The sequence below is a fragment of the Polluticoccus soli genome, from assembly GCF_029269745.1.
Classification (GTDB): Bacteria; Bacteroidota; Bacteroidia; order Chitinophagales; family Chitinophagaceae; genus Polluticoccus; species Polluticoccus soli.
In genome coordinates, this window is record NZ_JARJHT010000001.1 from 807,275 (window position 1) to 826,445 (window position 19,171).

Genomic DNA, 19,171 nt, shown 5'->3' on the forward strand with positions numbered 1-19,171 from the left:
AACCAACGTCAAAAGATGAAAAAAACCTCCCTGATATTGTCTGAAGTGCTGCCGGCTCAAACCGGCGCCGGACACGGGTTTTTTGCTGGAACCTCTACAGTTTCAGTTTTTTGTTTCCGCCCTACTTCCTTCTGGGTGCGACGTTGATACTCACGTATTCCAACGGTAACTGACTGTTGAAGAGATCCGCTTAGGATCTTCAAAAATCGTATGCATTAGCTGTGTTTTAGCCACGGCAATGGTATCTGCTATTTAACATTTTCAAAATGAACGGAAACTTCGTCGTAATGGTGGCTGATGGCCGCCATACGGGGTATGCCAGCGCTATTTGCGAAGAAATGTCTTCTTCGGCCAAAGCGCGTGGTACCGGCATCGCCCGCCGCACCCCTGAATATATTGCCACCAAAATCCTGGAAGGCAAAGCTGTGATCGCCCTGACTACTGAAGGCCAATGGGCTGGGTTCTGCTATATCGAAACATGGAGCCATGATGAGTATGTGGCAAACTCCGGACTCATTGTGTCGCCCGTGTTCCGAAAGAGCGGACTAGCTAAACAGATCAAGCAAAAGATCTTCGAACTGAGCAGGACCAAATATCCTGATGCTAAGATATTCGGGCTTACTACCGGCCTGGCAGTAATGAAGATAAACAGCGACCTCGGTTATGAGCCTGTTACCTACTCCGAACTAACGCAGGACGATGCCTTCTGGGCTGGCTGCAAAAGCTGTGTCAACTACGACATACTGACGAGCAAGGACAGGAAGAACTGCTTGTGTACTGCTATGCTGTACGATCCGCAGGATCATTACAAACCGGAGGAAACAGCAGCGCAGTTCAGCAAAAAAAAGAAAGCTCACGAGCGCCTGCTCAGCATCAAAAGGATCAGGCTTTTAAAACCATTCCGTAAAAAACAAACACAAAAAGTATAAGCGATGAAGAAGTTAGTACTCGCCTATAGTGGCGGTCTCGATACAACATACTGCGCAGTACAACTATCGCAGGCAGGATATGAAGTGCACGCAGTAACCATCCAAACTGGTGGATTTTCTGATGAAGAATTGCAGGAGATCGAACGCCGTGCGCTTGCACTCGGCATCGCATCTTTTAAGCTGATAGATGTAACACAGCACTACTACGACAGTTGCATCAAATACCTGGTGTTTGGCAATGTGTTGAAGAATAACGTGTACCCGCTAAGCGTAAGTGCCGAGCGTATGGTGCAGGCTATGGCTATTGCTGACTATACAAAACTAATCGGCGCAGACTACGTAGCACACGGTAGCACCGGCGCCGGCAATGACCAGGTGCGCTTCGACATGGTGTTCCAGGCAGTGATACCAGGTGTGCAGATCATCACTCCGATAAGGGATCAGAAACTGAGTCGCGAAGAAGAGATCAACTTTCTGAAAGAAAACGGTGTTGCATTTAACTTCGAAAAAGCTCAATACAGCATCAACAAAGGGCTTTGGGGCACATCTGTTGGCGGTAAGGAAACGCTTGCCAGCGATCAATACCTGCCTGAAACTGCATGGCCTACGCAGGTAACACAGCATGAACCAAAGAGTATCACACTGCATTTCGACAAAGGTGAGTTATGTGGCATTGATGACGATGTAAATATTGACCCTGTTACTGCGATACAGCAACTGCAGGCAATGGCGCAACCTTATGGCATCGGTCGTGACATCCATGTCGGAGATACCATCATTGGCATTAAGGGTCGCGTAGGTTTCGAAGCAGCAGCACCGTTAATCATTATAAAAGCACACCACCTGCTGGAAAAGCACACACTTACCAAATGGCAGCTGTATTGGAAAGATCAACTGAGCAGCTGGTATGGCAACTGGTTACATGAAGGCATGATGCTGGATCCAACCATGCGTAACATCGAATGTTTTCTCAACGATACGCAGAAGAATGTGACAGGTAAGGTATTTGTCACATTGCAACCTTACCATTTCATCGTAACAGGTGTTGACACGCCTCACGATCTTATGAACAACAAGTTTGGCGCATATGGCGAAATGAACAACAGCTGGAGCGGCAACGACGTTAAAGGCTTTGCAAAAATTTTCGGTAACCAGGTGTCTATTTACCATGCGGTAAACAACAGTTTAAACGAAGTAATCAATGAGCAATAAGATAAAGGCTGGTATTATTGGCGGTGCTGGTTATACTGGAGGTGAAACACTGCGGCTGCTTTTGAATCACCCGCATGTAGAAATTGCATTCATCAATAGCAGAAGCCAGAGCGGACAACCTGTACACAGCATTCATACTGACCTGTTGGGCGAAACTGAATTGGAGTTTACTTCAGACATCACCGATGATGTCGACGTTGTATTTCTGTGTGTAGGTCATGGCGAAGCAAAAGAACAACTGCAGCAAACAAAATTCGCCACCAAGGTAAAGATCATCGACCTATCGCAGGATCACAGGCTGGCAGCAAACGCTACAATCGATCAACGACAGTTCATCTATGGCTTGCCCGAAATAAACCGTGATTATATCAGGGAAGCAAACGCTATCGCTAACCCGGGTTGCTTTGCGACTGCTATTCAACTGGCAACATTGCCACTGGCTGCCAATGGTCTGCTCAACGATGTTCACGCAACAGGCATTACCGGCTCTTCAGGCGCGGGACAGAAACTGCAACAAAGCAGCCACTTTACATGGCGGGCTAACAACATAGAGGCGTATAAAACATTATCTCACCAGCACCTTGGCGAAATAACAGAAACGCTCACAACGTTGCAGCCGAGCCTGGCATCGATCAACTTCGTGCCGTGGCGTGGCGATTTTACTCGCGGTATCTATATCTCAGCTTACACCAAAACTGACAAATCATTAGCAGAATTGGCAAACCTGTATAAGGATTACTACGTGGAGCATCCGTTTGTAACTGTTTCCGACAAAATGATCAACCTGAAGCAGGTAGTGGGCACCAACAAGTGCTTGCTGCACCTTGAAAAGGTGGGCGACAATGTTGTAATACACGCAGCGATTGACAACCTGTTGAAAGGTGCATCCGGACAAGCTGTTCAGAATATGAACCTCATGTTCGGACTCGACGAGACAATGGGACTGAAACTAAAAGCAACTTCATTCTAAAACCGAGTAAGATGAACTTATTTGACGTTTATCCGTTAAACAATATAACCATCACCCGCGCACAAGGATCTTATGTATGGGATAGTGAAGGCATACAATACCTGGATATGTACGGCGGGCATGCAGTGATCTCTATTGGTCACACGCACCCTCATTTTGTTGCCAGACTGAAAAACCAGCTGGATCAGATAGCCTTCTATTCTAACTCTATTCAGATACCATTGCAGCAGCAGCTGGCGAAAAAGCTTGGCGAAGTATCGGGAAAAGAAGACTACCAGCTATTTCTCTGTAACTCCGGTGCTGAAGCAAATGAAAACGCTATCAAGCTCGCCTCCTTTCATACAGGAAGAAAGAAAGTAGTTGCATTCTCTAGCGGTTTTCACGGTCGCACGTCGTTGGCTGTAGCAGCCACCGACAATGCATCGATAGTTGCCCCTGTAAATGCTACTGACAATGTGGTATTCCTGCCATTCAACGATGCAACTGCGCTGACTGAGTACTTCGACAAGCAGGGTCATGAAACCGCAGCTGTCATAGTAGAAGCCATTCAAGGCGTTGGCGGCATAATCGTTGCAACAGATGAATTCCTGCAAACCATTCGGAATTGCTGCGACAAATATGGAGCAGTCTGTATTGCCGATGAAGTGCAGTGTGGATATGGCCGTAGTGGTAAGTTCTATGCGTTCGATCATTCGGGTACTAATGCTGACATATACACCATGGCTAAAGGGATGGGCAATGGCTTCCCTGTTGGTGGCATAGCAATTGCGCCTCACATCAAACCCAAACACGGCATGCTGGGCACCACGTTTGGTGGCAATCATCTTGCCTGTGCAGCGGCATTAGCAGTACTCGAAGTAATAGATGACAGCAACCTGGTACAACAGGCTGCGGACAGCGGTGCATACCTAATGAATAAACTCTCCGAGATCGACACGCTTCATAATGTACGTGGCAAAGGTTTGATGATAGGATTTGATGTTCCGGGCGAGTTAGCAGCACTTCGTAAAGAACTCCTCGGCAAGCATAAAGTATTTACCGGCGAAGCGAAACCTAATGTGATCAGGCTGTTGCCTGCACTTAATATTTCTGCTTCTGACATGGATGCATTTATTGAAAAAACAAAAACAGCCATTGCTGAATTAACTCCAGTAAACGTAGCATAATGCAGCATTTTACTTCCGCGCACGATGTGCCGTCGATAGACACGCTGGTAAAGAACGCACTAGCGTATAAATCTGATCCGCTTATGGATAGCCATATCGGAACAGGAAAACGTATAGGCCTACTGTTCATGAACCCAAGCATGCGCACGCGTCTGAGCACTCAGATAGCTGCACGAAACCTGGGCATGGACGCCATTGTGTTCAATATCGACAAAGAAGGCTGGGCGCTGGAGCTGGAAGATGGGGCTGTCATGAATGGCACAACCGTTGAGCACATCAAAGATGCTGCGCCGGTGTTGGGAAGCTACTTCGACGTATTGTGTGTTCGCTCATTTCCGACACTACAAGACAAGGATGCGGATTACAGTGAGGCGATATTGAGCAGTCTCAAAAAGTATACGGGCATACCGGTTGTAAGCCTGGAAAGCGCGACACTGCACCCTTTGCAAAGTCTTGCTGATGTAATGACCATAAGCGAAACATTCACGGAAAAACGCAAACCTAAGGTGGTTTTAACATGGGCGCCACATATCAAACCTTTGCCTCAGTGTGTGGCCAATTCATTCGCTGAATGGATGAATGTATGGGATGCGGCGGACTTTGTAATCACTCATCCAGAAGGCTATGAACTTGGAACGCAATACACAAACGGTGCGACCATCGAATACGACCGGAATAAAGCGTTGCAGAATGCTGACTACGTCTATGTCAAGAATTGGAGCTCTTACAACGACTATGGCAAAATACTGAGCACTAATGCAGGCTGGATGCCGACTATGACTGACATCGACAAAACAAACAATGCTTCTGTTATGCATTGTCTACCGGTACGCAGGAATATTGAATTATCAGACGAGCTACTAGATAGTGCAAATAGCCTCGTAACGCGACAGGCAGCAAACAGGGTTTGGGCAGCACAAGCAGTATTAGCTGAACTTATAAAACAGAAATGACCATGGAACAGTTGATAGTAGTTAAAATAGGCGGTAATATCATTGACGATGAAGCGAAGCTTTCTTCGTTCTTACAGTCTTTCTCGCAAATAAAGGAGAAAAAGATTTTGGTGCATGGCGGTGGAAAGATCGCGACAACTATTGGCAACAAACTGGGTATTGAATCTAAATACCATAATGGAAGACGCATCACCGATGTGGAAACGCTGGACCTGGTGACAATGGTATATGGGGGGCTGATAAATAAAAAAATAGTTGCACGGTTGCAGGCCTTACAATGCAATGCGATTGGTCTCACTGGTACTGATGGCAATATACTAGCGGCAGACAAGCGTCTGGTCGGAGAGGTTGACTTTGGCTATGTAGGTGATGTTAAAAAGGATGGCGTTAATGGATTCATGCTTGCGCAGCTATTGAACACCGGGCTAACACCTGTATTAGCACCCTTGACGCACGACTGTGAAGGAACAATGCTGAACACCAACGCAGATACCATAGCACAGAAAATAGCCGAAGCAATGGCAGATATTATGCCCGTAAAGCTGGTTTATTGTTTTGAGAAAAAAGGACTGTTATCCGACGTGAATGATGGCGCATCTGTCATCGCCAACATAAACCAGGTTACCTATAACGATCTGAAAGCAGACGGTACCATTTCGGGCGGTATGATACCCAAAGTAGAAAATGCGCTTGCGGCAGTCAGAACAAAAGTATCGAGAGTTATTATCGGTCATGCAGATGATCTGGACGACCTGATAGCGGGCAAAACCGGCACACAAATACAATGAGTAATAACGCTAATAAAGAACTATCCCGTGATGCAGTGCAGCTCTTGAAGGAGCTGATAGCGATCCCTTCCTTTAGCAAGGAAGAACAGGGCACGGCGGCATTATTGCATACCTATTTGCAAGGCAAAGGCATCCGGGCAAGCAGGCTCATGAACAACGTGTGGGCACGAAGCCTGCATTTTGATCCAACCAAGCCGACATTATTACTTAATTCACACCACGACACAGTACGTCCGAACGCGGGGTACACGAAGGGTCCATTCGCTCCTATCGAAGAAAATGGCAAGCTATACGGACTGGGCAGTAACGACGCAGGCGCTAGCCTTGTCGCTTTGCTGTCAACATTTATGCACTTCTACGATCGCAAAAACATGGCCTACAACCTTGTATTTGCAGCATCGGCAGAAGAAGAGATATCTGGCAAGAACGGTATTGAAGCTCTACTCCCTGAACTGGGAGAGATATCAGCCGCAATAGTAGGCGAGCCCACCGAAATGCAGATGGCAGTAGCGGAAAAAGGCCTGATGGTATTGGATTGTTTAGCTCATGGCCTAGCTGGACATGCAGCGCGAAACGAAGGCGACAATGCGATATACAAAGCCATGCAGGATATTTCGTGGTTCAACAACTACCAATTCCCGCAGGTGTCGGATCTTCTAGGTCCGGTGAAAATGACTGTAACCATGATACAGGCGGGTCAACAACACAATGTCATTCCTGCCGAATGTCGTTTTACAGTAGATGTCCGCCTCAATGAGTGCTATGCGAATACCGAAGTATTGGAATCTATTCGAAGCAACGTGAGTTGCGCTGTCGAGCCGAGAAGCCTCCGATTGAAATCTACCTCCATTGGCATGCAACACCCGTTAGTAAATGCAGGTCGTTCCTTAGGACTTCAAACATTTGGCTCGTCTACGTTATCCGACAAGGCGCTCATGCCCTTCCCTGCCTTAAAAATGGGTCCGGGAGATTCGGCACGCAGCCACACCGCAGATGAATTTATTTACCTGCACGAGATCGAACAAGGCATAAACATCTACATCAACTTATTAAACCAGGTTTTATGAAGCTTTGGCAAAAAGAAAGCACCGCAGTTTCAGATAAGGTACTCGCCTTTACCGTAGGCAGAGACAGGGAGTTTGACTTGCTACTGGCAAAACACGATGCAATTGGGTCCCTTGCCCATACTGCAATGTTGAAAAAAGTTGGTTTGCTGACAGAAGGTGAGCACGCGGTTATTGAATCTGAACTGAAGAATATTCTTTCAGACATAGATAATAACGACTTTGCTATTGATAACGAATGCGAAGATATCCACTCGCAGATAGAAGCCATGCTGACAGACCGTTTGGGTGAATCTGGTAAAAAAATACATACTGGAAGAAGCCGTAACGACCAGGTTGCTGTCGATATTAAACTATACCTGCGCGATGAAATTCACCATGTAAAACAACTTTCACAAACCCTGTTTAATAAGCTGATACAACTAAGCGACGAACACAACAATGTTCTGTTGCCTGGTTATACCCACTTGCAGGTTGGCATGCCTTCATCATTTGGACTGTGGTTCGGGGCCTATGCCGAAAGCCTGGTAGATGATATGGAAATGCTGGCTGGAGCATATAACGTGATCAACAAAAATCCGCTGGGCAGCGGCGCGGGATACGGTTCATCCTTTCCATTAGACAGGACAACCACCACAACCCTACTGAATTTTGGCAACCTGAACTACAACAGTGTGTATGCACAAATGAGCCGCGGCAAGTCAGAAAAAGTTCTGGCAATGGCTTTGAGCTGTATTGCAGCTACGCTGTCGCGTTTCAGCATGGACGTATGCCTGTATATGAACCAGAACTTTGGTTTCATTTCCTTCCCTGATCATTTAACGACAGGTAGCAGCATCATGCCGCACAAGAAGAACCCGGATGTATTTGAGCTGATAAGAGCAAAATGCAACCGCATACAGTCGGTACCCAACGAATTGACGCTACTGACCAGCAATCTGCCCTCAGGCTATCATCGTGATCTTCAGTTAACCAAAGAAATTCTGTTTCCTGCTATCGAGGATCTGAAATCCTGCCTCGATGTGATAATGATCATGCTTAGCGAAATCAAAGTAAAAAGCGGCATCCTGGAAGATGAAAAGTACAAGTACCTGTTCACGGTCGAAAAGATCAATCAACTAGTGAACGATGGCATCCCATTCCGCGATGCTTATAAACAGGTAGGCAATGAAGTTGCGGAAGGAACTTTCACTTTCAATGGCGCGCTCAAACACACACATGAAGGCAGCATCGGCAATCTTTGCAACAATAAGATTGCTACAATGATGCGGGTAGCGATGGAGAAAATACAGTAGTTCTGGATATTTGCTATGTATGCATCTGTAGCAAATCATCAGACACAATACCAGTGTTAATGGCAAACATCACCAGGCCTACACGCGTGTGCAGGTTTAATTTGTCGAATAAGGTATTCCTATACCCTTCTACGGTTCGGGCACTTACCCCCATGGCTTTACCAATCTCCTTATAGTTAAGTTCGGTACAGCAGTATTTTAAAAACTGTATCTCACGCTCGTTGATCTTGAGCAAAGGGTTCTCATGTGCATTGTGTACTAGTTGAAAGAAATTGCTGGTCACGAGCTCTGAACTGTAATAGCCTTTTTCATGGATATCCCTGAGTGCATTGTGAACCTCTGCTAGCTTAGCGCCTTTCAGCAAGTAACCGTTAGCACCATTCTTCAGCATTTTTATGATGCTGAACTCATGATTGAACATTGAGAGTGTTAATACCTTCAACTCTGGCCAGCGCTTTTTCAATTCCACAAGAGTTTCATAACCGTTCATCACCGGCATCTGTATGTCCAATATGCATATTTCCGGAAATATCTCAGAACGTTGTAGACGTTCTATCAGCTGTTGCCCGTTCTCTGCTTCAACTGTGATCTTATAATCAGGGAGGGTAGATACGATATTCTTGATCGCATCGCGAAACATTTCATGGTCGTCTGCTATAGCAATATAAACTGTCTGGTTAGTTGTCATAGGGCAAATTTAGTGTCACAATCGTTCCGCCTGCCGGAGGCGAAACTACGCTCAGCTGGCCGTTCATCACTTTGGCACGTTGTTTCATATTTATCAATCCAATTCCTTTTCCATTACCGTTTCCATTACCATTCTTCTCATCGTTCTTTATGCCAACGCCATTGTCTTCAACACACATTTCAAAATGCATTGGCTTGTATTCAAGCCTTATCTGCACCGCGCTGGCTTCAGCATGTTTAATAATGTTAGCCAATGCTTCTTGTGCTATCCGAAATATCATTAGCTCTTGCTCGTTCGACAAGGAATCAGGTTCACCGTCAGCATGCAAATAAAACTGTATCTTATTATAAGCGCTAAGGTAGTCCAATTCTTTTTTCAGCGACTCTTCAAGCCCGATCCTGTTAATATTCTCGCTGTTCAATACATGGCTAACATTCCGCAGGTCGTTCAGCGCTTTGTGCAGGATGCGCCTTGAATCGTCAATAAGCTTTTGGGATTGCGCAGTATCGCTTACACCCGTCAGAAAATCGAGGTTAGCCTGGGCCACACTAAGCGATTGTCCAATGTTGTCATGTATCTCCTGCGATACCTGGTTCAGCGCCTGCTCCTGCACTTCGAGACGAGTGTGCAGCAATTCGTTCTCATAGCGTAGTTTTAATTCATTTTTTTCCATTTGGTGCCTCCGGTTTTTGCTTTTTTGAATCACCATAAAGATCGTGAGGTAAAATACCAGGAGCGTCAACATGACTGAACCCGCTATCACCGCCACTACGAGGTAATTATCGTCCAAGTTTTTTCATTTTAGGATATAGTAAAAACACAACTCCGAACCCGATATACGTAATCGCACTGATGATTGGCAAAGCAAACCCTACCAAGGCCATATATTCCACCACTTTCTTACTCAGAAGCTGATAAACCGACCAATTAAGGTATGTCACACTCCAGAAAAACAGCAAAATAAAGCTGAACCAGAAGTGAGGATTATTCAGCGTGCCAATCTCGTCGTTCTCGAGTATTTTATAGAACGCATAAAGGCACATTGAAATGATGACAAAACCTGCAAACAAAAGGAAATAGGAATTTAATTCCTTTACTGGTTGCAAAAAAATACTGCTCACCAACGCAATAGCGAAGCCCCCCAGACCAATAAACCATCCTATATGCCGCTCCTTGAAACTTTGGATGCTTTGGTTAAAATACAGCGAAACAAGGAATAAGTGGAGCGGCGCCAATACATGATAAACGACCATGTTATTGTGATACTTCACAGCCAAAAGGTCTGCCACATATTCACTTAATAGTGTGCACCCAAGTAACACCACGATCATCCTGGCCCCATTACGGAGCACATTGAATCTCCAAACCCCTATTAAAAAAGAAACAAGGATAACGCCAAGATATATTGCATACGAAATACTCGACGTCATTGCATAATTACGCTATCTAGGTGGTAATAGATCATTCGATGCAGTTCCGGTTCCCGGACAATTATTCGGACACGGAGCACTAAAATCCAGCACAGCTCCCTGGGGACTATAAATATAGTTATTGCTCGAATCAAATCCAGATATTACAATAGTTAAGGCATCACCCCGATAACCGGCATCTTTATTCTTTCCACCTTTGTTAATGTAATTCAGTTTATGTGCCATCAACAGCTTAACGTACCTGATATTCGTATTCTGGAGATAAAATCTCAGGGCATTTGCGTCCACGATAAATGATTTGATATTCTGACTCTGACCGTAGCCGGTATTCCCATTATTGCCACTATTGCCATTAATGCTATTCAGATAGCTCCCTATCATCGCATTTGCAGTGTCTACAGGAATAAAAGGAGAGTCAAGCCCCATTTCGGCATATTGGCTAAAATCCAATTCGGGTTTGAGAGGTTTGACATTTTTATCCGGCTGCGAAGTTTTCTTGCTACATGCAAAAGCCAATGTAATACCAGCCAGGATCAGCAGAACTCGGTTTTTCATAAAAATTTATTTTTTATAATAGTAAGGTTTTGACCAAAGTGAAGATAAACCGCCCTCGTAAATCTAACTAGAGCTGAAAAACAGTTTTTTGTACCGTTAATTAACGGTACTAGTCAGTACCAAAAACACAAAACACAGCCAATAAAAAAATTTAAAAAATCAGCTTTTCGACTGCGAATAAATTCCAACGAGAGGTGGAAATTTGTAGCAGGGTTAAGATAAGCGTTTCACTCCCAAGGTGAGATGCAAAAAGAAATCGGGGCGGACTGGCGAAGCTATCGTCCCGAAAGATGTAAACTGGTGAAAGAATAGATCGCATAAACCCTCTCATCTTACCTGCGGCAGTTTTCGCGCTGCCGCTTTCTTTTTATAAAGATTGGCATAAAAAAGGCCCGAATGATCCGGACCTTTCAATTGTCTTATACAAAGGAGTATTGGTTATTCCTTGCTGTCTGGCGCCTTTTCTATCAGATCCATGAACTGATCCAGCTTTGGCGTGACAATGATCTGCGTTCTGCGGTTGCGTGTCCTGCCCGCCTCAGTATCATTGCCTGCAACTGGATTGTATTCTCCTCTACCACCTGCTGTCAACCTTTTAGGGTCAACACCATAGCTATTTTGCAACGCCTGTACCACAGAAGACGCCCTGAGAGCACTCAGGTCCCAGTTGTTGCGGATGTTCGGCCTGTTAATAGGCACGTTGTCGGTATTGCCTTCCACAAGCACATCATAATCGCGATAGTCTTTTATCACTTTCGCTATCTTTCCCAGCGTATTGCCAGCAATTTCTGATATCTCATAGCTGCCGGTCTTATACAGCATGTTGTCAGAAAGAGATATATAAACAACACCTTTCAGCACTTTTACATCAACATCTTGTAGCTCATCGCGGTCCAGTGAGCGGGTAAGATTGTTGGTAAGCACCATGTTGAGCGAGTCGCTTTTGTTCTTCAGGTTTACCAGGTGCTGTATGTATTTGTTCGAGGCATTGATCTCGTCTACAAGTTTGGCAATATTCACGCCGCCTTGGGTTGATGCCGTAAGACATTTGTCGAGCGCCGCCTGCAGCGAACTAAGGTTAGCTCGCTCAGAAGTCAATTGATCTTCCAGGCTGGAAATACGTGTTTTTGAAGACGACAGATCGCTCTGACACTGCTGGTTCTGGCTGGTTAGCGCATTGTGTTGCGTTTGTAGCTGGTTGTGACGCGACTGCAGTTCGTTGTATTTTTTTTGACTGACGCAGCCAACGGCTAGTGTGCTTATTGCAAAAAGACTAACTAAGGACAATGATTTCATACTGTTCTGGTTATTGAGTGAACTAAAGGTACTGTAACGAGGTGAATTTAAAAATATTGTACCGACAGCTATGCAACCGGCAGTTCAATTACAAAAGTGGTACCCTTGCCTGGAGTGCTCGACACTTTTATATCTCCGTTATTCTTCCTGATCAAGTCATAACACAGCCTGAGGCCGATGCCTGTACCTTTTTCGCCAGCTGTACCAGGCATGCTGACCAAGCCCGTCTTAGTAAAAAGATTTGCTATAGTATCCTGAGACATTCCCACTCCGTTATCTGCAATATTGATCTGCAGCATATTGCCGTTGATAGACGATGATAAACTTACACGCCCTCCCGGAGGAGTAAATTTAATGGCGTTAGAAATGATATTGCGCATGGCTATATCAACATGGTCGCGATCAGCGAATGCCCAAACATTGTCAGGAACCATATTATCGATGTCGATGTGTTTACCGTGAGCACTATCGCCAAGTACAGAAATGGCACGTAACACCTTTCGCCTGATATTCAGTCGTTCTATTTGCGGTGCTGATTCGCCTTGCATCTGGCTTTTCGCCCAATACAGCAAATTTTCCAGCAGCATATTGACTGGCTGCAGTCTATTTTTTAATTCGTGCCGGTATGAGAGAAACTCTTCGGTGGTCATCACATCGGCATCAAGCATTTCCATTGTAGTGGTAAGTCCACTTACCGGTCCACGCAGATCGTGAGCAAGTACCGAAAAAACGACGTTTTTAAAATCGTTTAATTCCGAGAGCCTTAAAGACTGTTGTTCCAGGGCTTCGTTCTGACCGAGTATAAGAAACGTGCTATGTTTTTCATTCTTCCAATTGCGATACGACAGGTAGGCTACAACAGACAACAATAAAATACCAGCCAGCGAAGCCCACACAATGATCTTTTGGTTCTGGTTTTTGCTGGCAATGATCGATCTGTCTTTCTCCAGCAATTTTATCTGGCTCTCTTTTTTCGACAGATCGTAGTTGAACGTCATCTGCGCGGCTTCTTCGCGCGTGTGTTGCTTTTTCAGGCTGTCTTCGACAGATACCTGTAGCTTATAAAAAAACAACGCATTCTTATTATCACCCACGCGTTCATAACTCTCAGACAGTTTTTTTGCTATCGAGACTACCTGCTCTTTGATCCCCAGCTGCTTCATCTCAGCAAGTGCTTCCCTCAAATATTGATTCCCTTTGCTGGTCGCTCCGGTATTGATGAATACGTCACCCAATCCTGCTTTTGCAAAAGCCACGCCCTCTGCATCACCAAGCTTTCCTGACATATTCAGCGATTCACTGTATAGTTTTTCCGCTCGCTCATAATCACCTTTTTTCAAATAGCATTCCGCAATATTCCCCTTTAGTATATTTTCCAGATAAGGACTTTGCATTTCACTGGCAAGCTGCATAGCTTCTGACAAATAAAGCAATGAGGAATCATACTGCTTCTTGTCATTATAGATCATCGCATACGTAGTCAGAGACCCGATGATCCGCTCTTTGTTATCCGACTTGCGGTGCAATGCCATGGCCCTGTCAGTATACGACTTGGCCATGTTATAGCGACCCAACCGATAATATACATTGGCTATATTACTAAGATCAGAAGCCATGTTTTCTGGAATACCTAGTTGCTCTTGTATCTCGAGCCCATGCAGATAGTATTTTAGAGCGGTAGCATAATCGCCCATCTTATAGTATACATTAGCAATATTGCTAAGACCTTTTGCCCGCAGTATGTCATCTTTGTATTGGGTGGCGGTGTGTACAACACTGTCATAATATATCTTGGCGTCACTATACCTCCCCGTCAAAAAATATACATTCCCAATATGATTGTACTTAGAGGCATAGGATTGCACCAGCTTTGTGTCTTTAGCCGACGCTAACGATCTGGAATAGTAATGTAACGCGCTATCATAGCGGCCTTTCACCTGATGGCCAGCCCCCAGCACTTCCAATGCATTTATGGCGCCTCTCTTAAATCGGGTCCTTAACGAAACTTCATACGCCAGGTTACCGTATTTCAGCACCGAGTCGCCGTCAGACAACTCGTACTCATTGCCCAGTTGCAGATAAAGCAATGCCTTCACCGTATCAGTTTGCTTACGTGTTTTTAACACAGCACGCAAACTATCAGTTTTGGGGCTCCCCTTCCCTACCGTTACCAGCAGCAGCAATGGTATTAATACAAAAACGATGACCCTCATTGGATGGCTACTTATTATGTCTTAAAACCAGCCAATGAAACTAGGCGCTCCAAACCGGTTGATTACGACAAACTTAGGAAACTTTGAACTTTATCGACACTTCCAACTTTGCGCGGCTCAATTTTTATGCCTCACAATCAAAATACAGTATGAAAAGCAAAGCCAACTTCAAAAGTCATCCACTGCATCCCATATTAGTGGCCTTCCCAATCGCTTTTTTTGTCGGCACTTTAGTATTCGATATGCTTTTCGTAATGAACAATAATGAAGAGCACTTGTTAGTAGCAAAGTACCTAAACCTCGCCGGCATTATAGGAGCCATATTGGCGGCAATCCCTGGCATCATCGATTATTTCGCTACAGTGCCTCCTAACAGCTCAGCCAAAACACGCGCCACTAAACACGGGCTACTAAATTCTACAGTGCTTCTTATTTTTTTAGTCATCTATTTGATGCGGGATAATAACACACTTTCCCTACTGCATTTATCGCTCGAGATCGTCGCTATTGTAGTGCTAACTATTGCCGGATGGATGGGAGGCACACTCGTATACCGCAACCAGATAGGCGTTGATATCAGGTATGCAGGCGCAGGCAAATGGAATGAAGCGTCTTTCAGCGAACAGCAAAACGAGGTCCAGGTAGCTAGTATTGGCGAAATATCACTCAACCAGATGAAGTTGGTACACCTCAATGGTAAGAGGATCGTTATAGCGCAAACAGAAAAAGGATTTGTTGCTTTCGATGACAGGTGCTCTCACAAAGGCGGAACTCTTGCCGGTGGCAGCATGATATGCGGTACAGTACAATGTCCCTGGCATGGATCGCAATTCAACGTAGCAACCGGGGATGTAAACGCCGGCCCTGCAAAGTCTAAGATAAAAACCTATGATCTACGGGTCGAAGGCAATAAAATACTGTTAAAACCGTAACACTATTCCCCGCGCTGTACTGTTGCTTTCTTTTTCTTCCCAAATACGAACACCTTTATGTAGTCTTTTTCGAGACGACCAATTTCAGGTACGTATCGTCTTACTTGTTCAGCATACGCAGCCGATTGAGTATAGGTTGCATTGGTAAACAAAAGTGCGACGGGTCTGTCCGCAGGTTGTTTATTTTTTAGCTCAAAGCCAAGCAGTGGATAATAGGTATCCCAGCCAAGCCTGTTCGCTCCTATAAGATCTCTGTACCTATCTCTGTTGGGATGCATTTCTGTGTAGTAAATAAATGCTGGCACGCTGGAGTGATGCAGGTAGACATCGTGACCACGAATACCCTGTTGAACGGTATAATTCAGCCCTTCTGTCAGCTGTTCATATTTATAAGGAGTTGTAATGCTCTTAGAGATATCGCCGGCTATACAATATACTCCCAATACAACCATGGCAAGCTTCCACTCACGCACGTTAATTCTCAATGCGGCTTCAAACCCAACGCCTATCAACAACATAAACAGCGGCACCGAAAATAGCGCTACACGCGGCATCAGTGAGTATTGGTTTAGCGCGGCCGCCACAAGCAGGCCGCCTATCGGCACACACAGCAGAAATGCCTTTGCAATATTATTTCGAATTAAGCTCACCGCTCCTGTTATCACCAAAGCCATGTACACCGTTAGCATTAACGGCCACTTGCCCATCAATTTCAACAAGGCGTTAAACACCGCCCAGTTATGCATCCATTCGCCTGCATTATCCGGAGTGGCAAAGAGGAAATCATTTTGATGAAAGTTCTGTAAGTAGTCAGAATTTGCCTGCGGCTTTAATACGGCCATGTAGTAGAAACCAAATTGCACCAACCATAATATAGCTGTAACTATTACCGCAACCAGTCGCTTATATTCCTTTCTGCTAAATGATATCCACCCGTAGAAACATCCTACACCCGCCAGCACGAATACAGAAGGCATACAACTCCAGATAGCAAGCGAACCGATCAAAAACCAGGTTGTAGCAAATTTTGTCGTTGAATATTTACCGATATCCATTCTTAACGCCATCAAAAGCAGCGATAGTGAAATGAAAACATCCGGCATATACTGTTTTACCTCCGATGAGTAGCGTATCAGCATATGTGTCGACACAAACAGCAGCAATGGAAACCACAACGCCCTTGTAGGCATCAGCCGTTTGAGAAGTGCATGCATCACAAAAACTGATGCTACACCAGCCAGCAATGGATATAATCTCAATGCATATTCACCAAACCCGAAAAGCACGACATTCAGTTTCTCTATCCATAGAAATACCGGTGGTGCATACTGTTCGTAGCTAAGCGGTTTTGCTAGCCCACCGAAGCCACGTTCAAAAAGGTTGCGGGCTACGTTTGCCTCATCAAGGAGCAAATTCCTGTTCTGCAGGTAAATGATCAACCGCACTAATACTCCCCCGGCAATGGCCAGGATTGTTAAAATTTTCAAGTATCTGTCGTAACGATGGCTACTTGCAGTGGTTTCGGACATGGACGGGCAGCTAATTCCTTGTAAATATTATAAATTGCAGCCTCATCGCGAAAGATTTTAAATATTTCCACAATACTAATTTATGGCGCTTACACAACTGAAGAACTACGCCGAAGGCAAATGGATGACCGCCAAAAAAGAAGGTGATGTTTTGCACAATGCCATCACCGGCGAAGCTATCTATACAGCCAGCAGCGAGGGATTGGATTTCGGGGCTATGATGAACTATGCGCGCAAGGTTGGCGGTCCTGCCCTGCGTAAGCTCACCTTCCACCAGCGTGGCCGCATGCTGAAGGCTCTGGCCATGCACCTGATGGAGCGTAAAGAATATTTCTATAAGGTCAGTGCTTTAACAGGAGCTACACGGTCAGACTCATGGGTGGATATTGAAGGTGGTATTGGTAACCTGTTTGCCAACGCCAGCTTGCGCCGCCAGTTTCCCGACGAACGCTTTTATGTAGATGGCGAAGCCGCAAAACTGTCAAAGAATGGCACCTTTATCGGCCATCACATTATGGTGCCGCGTGAAGGTGTTGCCATACATATCAACGCCTTCAACTTCCCGGTATGGGGTATGCTGGAGAAGATCGCCGTAAACCTCCTGGCAGGCGTCCCTGCCATCGTGAAGCCTGCAACACTTACGTCGTTCCTTACTGAAGCGGTTTTTGAAGAGATCATTAAGTCAAACATCTTGCCCGAAGGCTCACTGCAACTTATCTGCGGTTCCGCACGTGGCATCCTTGATAGCATCGAAACACAGGATGTAGTTACGTTTACCGGTTCAGCATCTACAGGCCAATCGCTAAAGTCGCACCCACGCATTATTTCTGAAGGTGTTTCATTCAACCTCGAAGCCGACTCGCTCAACTGCTGCGTGCTGGGTCCTGATGTAAAAACTACCAGTCCTGAATTTGATATTTTTATAAAAGAAGTAACACGCGAGATCACTACCAAAGCGGGTCAGAAGTGTACGGCCATCCGTCGCATCATGGTCCCTGCCAATATGGTGGAAGATGTGCAAATAGCATTAGGCAAACGGCTTAAAGGCACTACTGTCGGCGACCCTTCGGTGGAAGGTGTGCGTATGGGACCGCTGGCGGGCCTTTCGCAACGCAACGAGGTTCGCGAAAAGGTGCAGCAGCTTGCCAAGTCACAGCAAATCGTGATCGGTGACCTGGAAAAGTTTGAAGTGGTAGGTGCGGACAAAGAAAAAGGCGCTTTCCTGGCACCGCTGGTGTTCTTCAACGACGATCCGTTCCATAAGCTCGACTGTCACAATATTGAGGCTTTCGGTCCGGTATCTACCTTGATGCCGTATAATACTATAGACGAGGCGATAGAACTAGCCAAGATGGGCCGTGGCTCGCTGGTATGTTCGGTTATTACTGCTGATGATGATGTAGCTAAAGAATTTGTGCTGGGCACCGCCTCTATGCATGGTCGTATACTGGTACTCAATAGCGACTGCGCTAAAGAAAGCACTGGTCACGGTTCACCTATGCCATTACTGGTACATGGTGGTCCCGGTCGAGCCGGTGGTGGCGAAGAAATGGGCGGAAAACGCGGTGTTTTGCACTACCTGCAGCGCACGGCTATCCAAGGTTCTCCTACCACTATTACGCGTATCACTAACGTTTATCAGCAGGGAGCTAAACAAAATGAAACAGAGGTTCATCCTTTCCGCAAGCACTTCGAAGATTTACAAGTTGGTGACACAGTTATTACACATAAACACACAGTAAGTGAAGCCGACATCACTAACTTTGCCAATGTGAGTGGCGATAACTTCTACGCACATATGGATGCAACTTCGTTGGAAGGCACCATATTTACCGGTCGCGTAGCGCATGGCTACTTTGTTCTTTCAAAAGCAGCCGGCCTTTTTGTAGATGCAAAGAAAGGCCCGGTGTTGCTGAACTACGGTATCGACGAAGCCCGTTTCACGAAGCCGGTATACCCCGGAATGACGATCGGCGTAAAACTAACCGTGAAAGAAAAAGTAGACCAGGAGAAACGCACCGGAGATGATATCGCCAAAGGCATTGTAAAGTGGCTGGTAGACGTGTACGACGAAACCGGTGAAACGGTAGCCATCGCCACTATCCTAACAATGGTGAAGAAAAGGAACCAGGAGTAACCAAACCTGTCCTA

The 19,171-nt window shown here is 45.5% G+C and carries 17 protein-coding genes; 10 read left to right on the forward strand and 7 right to left on the reverse strand.

The window, feature by feature from the left end:
• Nucleotides 1–266 precede the first annotated feature (266 nt).
• The 8 genes from P2W83_RS03670 to argH are packed head-to-tail and all read left to right on the forward strand — an operon-like array spanning nucleotide 267 to nucleotide 8,377.
• The gene (locus P2W83_RS03670; RefSeq protein ID WP_276132339.1) at nucleotides 267–929 is read left to right on the forward strand and encodes a GNAT family N-acetyltransferase; all 663 of its coding nucleotides are present in this window, start codon (nucleotides 267–269) and stop codon (nucleotides 927–929) included.
• A 3-nt stretch (nucleotides 930–932) separates the two neighbouring features.
• The gene (locus P2W83_RS03675; protein ID WP_276132340.1) at nucleotides 933–2,141 is read left to right on the forward strand and encodes an argininosuccinate synthase; all 1,209 of its coding nucleotides are present in this window, start codon (nucleotides 933–935) and stop codon (nucleotides 2,139–2,141) included.
• Entirely contained in the window at nucleotides 2,131–3,111 is a 981-nt protein-coding gene (gene argC, locus P2W83_RS03680) for an N-acetyl-gamma-glutamyl-phosphate reductase (protein ID WP_276132341.1), read from the forward strand. The genes P2W83_RS03675 and argC overlap by 11 nt, the downstream gene beginning before the upstream one ends.
• A gap of 11 nt (nucleotides 3,112–3,122) precedes the next feature.
• Nucleotides 3,123–4,277, forward strand: a complete 1,155-nt coding sequence (locus tag P2W83_RS03685) for an aspartate aminotransferase family protein (protein ID WP_276132342.1) — start codon at nucleotides 3,123–3,125, stop codon at nucleotides 4,275–4,277.
• Complete coding sequence (locus P2W83_RS03690; protein WP_276132343.1) at nucleotides 4,277–5,230, forward strand: Rossmann-fold NAD(P)-binding domain-containing protein; 954 nt, start codon at nucleotides 4,277–4,279, stop codon at nucleotides 5,228–5,230. The genes P2W83_RS03685 and P2W83_RS03690 overlap by 1 nt, the downstream gene beginning before the upstream one ends.
• Before the next feature lie 2 nt (nucleotides 5,231–5,232).
• Nucleotides 5,233–6,018 carry an acetylglutamate kinase gene (gene argB, locus P2W83_RS03695; RefSeq protein WP_276132344.1) on the forward strand — a complete coding sequence of 262 codons (786 nt, stop codon included), beginning with the start codon at nucleotides 5,233–5,235 and terminating at the stop codon, nucleotides 6,016–6,018.
• On the forward strand, nucleotides 6,015–7,085 hold the full coding sequence (locus tag P2W83_RS03700; protein ID WP_276132345.1) for a M20 family metallo-hydrolase: 1,071 nt from the start codon (nucleotides 6,015–6,017) through the stop codon (nucleotides 7,083–7,085). Before argB ends, P2W83_RS03700 begins: the two co-directional genes overlap by 4 nt.
• Nucleotides 7,082–8,377 (forward strand): argininosuccinate lyase, encoded by a 1,296-nt coding sequence (gene argH / locus P2W83_RS03705; protein ID WP_276132346.1) that lies wholly within the window; start codon nucleotides 7,082–7,084, stop codon nucleotides 8,375–8,377. Before P2W83_RS03700 ends, argH begins: the two co-directional genes overlap by 4 nt.
• Nucleotides 8,378–8,390: 13 nt before the next feature.
• Here argH and P2W83_RS03710 read toward each other — a convergent pair whose 3' ends face one another.
• The 6 genes from P2W83_RS03710 to P2W83_RS03735 all read right to left on the reverse strand — a co-directional run bounded on the left by P2W83_RS03710 (nucleotide 8,391) and on the right by P2W83_RS03735 (nucleotide 14,559).
• Nucleotides 8,391–9,065: a response regulator transcription factor gene (locus tag P2W83_RS03710; protein WP_276132347.1), complete on the reverse strand. Its 675-nt coding sequence runs from the start codon at nucleotides 9,063–9,065 to the stop codon at nucleotides 8,391–8,393.
• A complete protein-coding gene (locus tag P2W83_RS03715; RefSeq protein ID WP_276132348.1) occupies nucleotides 9,055–9,738 on the reverse strand; it encodes a sensor histidine kinase in 684 nt (227 codons plus the stop codon). Before P2W83_RS03715 ends, P2W83_RS03710 begins: the two co-directional genes overlap by 11 nt.
• Before the next feature lie 106 nt (nucleotides 9,739–9,844).
• Nucleotides 9,845–10,354 carry a hypothetical protein gene (locus tag P2W83_RS03720; protein WP_276132349.1) on the reverse strand — a complete coding sequence of 170 codons (510 nt, stop codon included), beginning with the start codon at nucleotides 10,352–10,354 and terminating at the stop codon, nucleotides 9,845–9,847.
• A gap of 153 nt (nucleotides 10,355–10,507) precedes the next feature.
• On the reverse strand, nucleotides 10,508–11,050 hold the full coding sequence (locus P2W83_RS03725; protein WP_276132350.1) for a hypothetical protein: 543 nt from the start codon (nucleotides 11,048–11,050) through the stop codon (nucleotides 10,508–10,510).
• Between the two features lie 438 nt (nucleotides 11,051–11,488).
• Nucleotides 11,489–12,346 (reverse strand): OmpA family protein, encoded by an 858-nt coding sequence (locus tag P2W83_RS03730; protein ID WP_276132351.1) that lies wholly within the window; start codon nucleotides 12,344–12,346, stop codon nucleotides 11,489–11,491.
• 68 nt (nucleotides 12,347–12,414) lie between these two features.
• On the reverse strand, nucleotides 12,415–14,559 hold the full coding sequence (locus P2W83_RS03735; protein ID WP_276132352.1) for a tetratricopeptide repeat-containing sensor histidine kinase: 2,145 nt from the start codon (nucleotides 14,557–14,559) through the stop codon (nucleotides 12,415–12,417).
• A gap of 149 nt (nucleotides 14,560–14,708) precedes the next feature.
• Between P2W83_RS03735 and P2W83_RS03740 the strand changes: the two genes are divergently transcribed.
• Nucleotides 14,709–15,491, forward strand: coding sequence for a Rieske (2Fe-2S) protein (locus P2W83_RS03740; protein ID WP_276132353.1), 783 nt, complete (start codon nucleotides 14,709–14,711; stop codon nucleotides 15,489–15,491).
• A 2-nt stretch (nucleotides 15,492–15,493) separates the two neighbouring features.
• Here the strand turns inward: P2W83_RS03740 and P2W83_RS03745 are convergent, their stop codons facing one another.
• Nucleotides 15,494–16,978: a hypothetical protein gene (locus P2W83_RS03745; protein WP_276132354.1), complete on the reverse strand. Its 1,485-nt coding sequence runs from the start codon at nucleotides 16,976–16,978 to the stop codon at nucleotides 15,494–15,496.
• A gap of 124 nt (nucleotides 16,979–17,102) precedes the next feature.
• Here P2W83_RS03745 and paaZ point away from each other — a divergent pair, with 124 nt between their 5' ends.
• On the forward strand, nucleotides 17,103–19,157 hold the full coding sequence (gene paaZ, locus P2W83_RS03750) for a phenylacetic acid degradation bifunctional protein PaaZ (protein WP_276132355.1): 2,055 nt from the start codon (nucleotides 17,103–17,105) through the stop codon (nucleotides 19,155–19,157).
• Nucleotides 19,158–19,171: the final 14 nt, after the last annotated feature.

What these genes read in the sequence shown, in the direction of transcription:
- P2W83_RS03670 (WP_276132339.1), top strand. Translation starts at nt 267, where the DNA reads ATGAACGGAAACTTCGTCGTAATGGTGGCTGATGGCCGCCATACGGGG.
- P2W83_RS03675 (WP_276132340.1), top strand. Translation starts at nt 933, where the DNA reads ATGAAGAAGTTAGTACTCGCCTATAGTGGCGGTCTCGATACAACATAC.
- argC (WP_276132341.1), top strand. Translation starts at nt 2,131, where the DNA reads ATGAGCAATAAGATAAAGGCTGGTATTATTGGCGGTGCTGGTTATACT.
- P2W83_RS03685 (WP_276132342.1), top strand. Translation starts at nt 3,123, where the DNA reads ATGAACTTATTTGACGTTTATCCGTTAAACAATATAACCATCACCCGC.
- P2W83_RS03690 (WP_276132343.1), top strand. Translation starts at nt 4,277, where the DNA reads ATGCAGCATTTTACTTCCGCGCACGATGTGCCGTCGATAGACACGCTG.
- argB (WP_276132344.1), top strand. Translation starts at nt 5,233, where the DNA reads ATGGAACAGTTGATAGTAGTTAAAATAGGCGGTAATATCATTGACGAT.
- P2W83_RS03700 (WP_276132345.1), top strand. Translation starts at nt 6,015, where the DNA reads ATGAGTAATAACGCTAATAAAGAACTATCCCGTGATGCAGTGCAGCTC.
- argH (WP_276132346.1), top strand. Translation starts at nt 7,082, where the DNA reads ATGAAGCTTTGGCAAAAAGAAAGCACCGCAGTTTCAGATAAGGTACTC.
- P2W83_RS03710 (WP_276132347.1), bottom strand. Translation starts at nt 9,065, where the DNA reads ATGACAACTAACCAGACAGTTTATATTGCTATAGCAGACGACCATGAA.
- P2W83_RS03715 (WP_276132348.1), bottom strand. Translation starts at nt 9,738, where the DNA reads ATGGAAAAAAATGAATTAAAACTACGCTATGAGAACGAATTGCTGCAC.
- P2W83_RS03725 (WP_276132350.1), bottom strand. Translation starts at nt 11,050, where the DNA reads ATGAAAAACCGAGTTCTGCTGATCCTGGCTGGTATTACATTGGCTTTT.
- P2W83_RS03730 (WP_276132351.1), bottom strand. Translation starts at nt 12,346, where the DNA reads ATGAAATCATTGTCCTTAGTTAGTCTTTTTGCAATAAGCACACTAGCC.
- P2W83_RS03735 (WP_276132352.1), bottom strand. Translation starts at nt 14,559, where the DNA reads ATGAGGGTCATCGTTTTTGTATTAATACCATTGCTGCTGCTGGTAACG.
- P2W83_RS03740 (WP_276132353.1), top strand. Translation starts at nt 14,709, where the DNA reads ATGAAAAGCAAAGCCAACTTCAAAAGTCATCCACTGCATCCCATATTA.
- paaZ (WP_276132355.1), top strand. Translation starts at nt 17,103, where the DNA reads ATGGCGCTTACACAACTGAAGAACTACGCCGAAGGCAAATGGATGACC.